Below are 1,719 nucleotides of genomic sequence, written 5' to 3'. Positions count from 1 at the left end.
AAATAAGGCGCTACATTAATCTCAACCTCCGTGCAGGTGATTAAATCCGTTGCCCTGTCCAGTGTTCTTATTAATGTGCCCTCTTTTAAAATCCGGTTAGGTTGATAAATAAAGTACGCGCCGCCCGGATAGCATTGATTAAACTGTTCTGCCTTCATGATTCATACCCCGGCGATATCCAGCGACAGCGGCCGATATTGCCCGATCTCGTCGATGCGCTCATAAAGGCGGATATAGCTCTTGCTGCTGACCACCTGCAGCGCTTCCGCCAGCACACCCATCGCCCGCAACTAGCGCGGGTTGGTAATATCATGGCGACGCAGCTGCAGAATACGGGCCGGATTAATATCACCGTTCTTATCGGTGGAAAACGCTTGGTCAATAATAGCCAGCAGCGCCGGTCGCGCATTCTATGTCCATTCCGCCATACAATCATCAATTAACGCCTTGGCGGCCTGGATACGCTCATCAAAGGTAATGCGGTCTTGCAGCGCGCGAATGACCTCGTAGCGGCCATCAAAGGAATACAGCGTCACATTGCCTTTTCTGCCGCCACGCTTCACCCCGTATTGCTCAACCGACAGGTCAATCAATGCCTGGATATCGACAAACGCGCGGTGTTTAAAATCCCTCAATGCCTCATGCAGTGGCCGACCGCGTGCCACAATAGCTTTGATCAGCGCTTCGCGCTTCTTATCAATAAGCTTTACCATGGCGTCGGGTATCAATACGCCCTTGGCATCCTGCCAGTAACCGGCGGGCAGCGTATTGTCATGTAAGTTAGTGGACATGATGACCTCTCCTGTTAAATGTATTGGCAATAGAGCCTTTATTGATGGCCTCGAAATCAGCCCGGCACGATAATACGGTAGCAAGTGCATCGTGAATAAACTGGGCTTCATTCTTTTTAACTTCACTGCCCGTACCGCTGGCATTGATATTTACATCAATGCCGATGGGGGTTTGCTGAACAATAATGTTAATTTCAATTGTCATGGTGACCTCAATATAATGATGCTGACCAAATAACCTTGCATTCATTTTTCATGAATACCCATTGCTTAAAATTACCCCGTGCGTTTTTGCCAACGGCAATATAATCCGCCTGACCCTTTTTTAATAATTGCTTACAGAGCGTATGGTGTTCAATACGGATAACCGGCTTACAGTCATGCAATATCACGCTTTTTATCGTTAAATACGGTATAACGGCTTCTGCCTGCGTCAAGATGATTGTTGGTCGATACCATCTTTATAATGGACTGACATACTTTTCTCATTCAATGAATCAGCATTTCTGCATAGCGGTCGATTAACGTCACGGACATCCCCTGATTGCCGATAGCGCTTGTCCGGGCCACCCCGCACGCCAGCGGTTTATCCGAGACCTCGCCGTTCGATAGCAGGCTGCCAAGAATGGCCCTGAAGTCCTCGGCTTCGCTCTCTTTCCTGCGGGACGCCAGGTCTAACGCCATGCCCGCCAGGACAATGGCCACCCCGGAACGGTCGTGAATGCGGCGCAGGACCTCAAGCTGTAGGGCAGCAGCTCGGCCTCTTCAACCAGGACCAGCCAGTTTTTGTCGCGCAAGCCCCTGCACACACTCCTCGACCAGCTCGTGGATATTGCCGGTTTTTAACAAACCCAGCCGGGCGCACAGCGCCTGCAATAATACCTTGGCGGTATAGCCGGGGTCGGTTTCAATCAGGATGACGCCTTTG

2 protein-coding genes and 1 pseudogene are annotated in these 1,719 nt (G+C 50.4%); all 3 read right to left on the bottom strand.

Annotation, left to right across the window (positions count from 1 at the left end; genetic code table 11):
• Positions 1 to 161: 161 nt before the first annotated feature.
• Positions 162 to 791, bottom strand: a pseudogene (locus tag ACTBDU_RS16400) (DUF3164 family protein).
• Positions 781 to 996, bottom strand: coding sequence for a hypothetical protein (locus ACTBDU_RS16395; protein ID WP_438807213.1), 216 nt, complete (start codon positions 994 to 996; stop codon positions 781 to 783). The pseudogene ACTBDU_RS16400 and the gene ACTBDU_RS16395 overlap by 11 nt, the downstream one beginning before the upstream one ends.
• 284 nt (positions 997 to 1,280) lie before the next feature.
• Positions 1,281 to 1,496 carry a hypothetical protein gene (locus ACTBDU_RS16390; protein WP_438807212.1) on the bottom strand — a complete coding sequence of 72 codons (216 nt, stop codon included), beginning with the start codon at positions 1,494 to 1,496 and terminating at the stop codon, positions 1,281 to 1,283.
• Positions 1,497 to 1,719: the final 223 nt, after the last annotated feature.

This window comes from Sodalis sp. (in: enterobacteria), assembly GCF_051710625.1.
Taxonomy (GTDB): domain Bacteria; phylum Pseudomonadota; class Gammaproteobacteria; order Enterobacterales; family Enterobacteriaceae; genus JBPESN01.
Note: the sequence above shows the minus strand (reverse complement) of the source record. Positions and strands in the feature narration are given on the sequence as shown.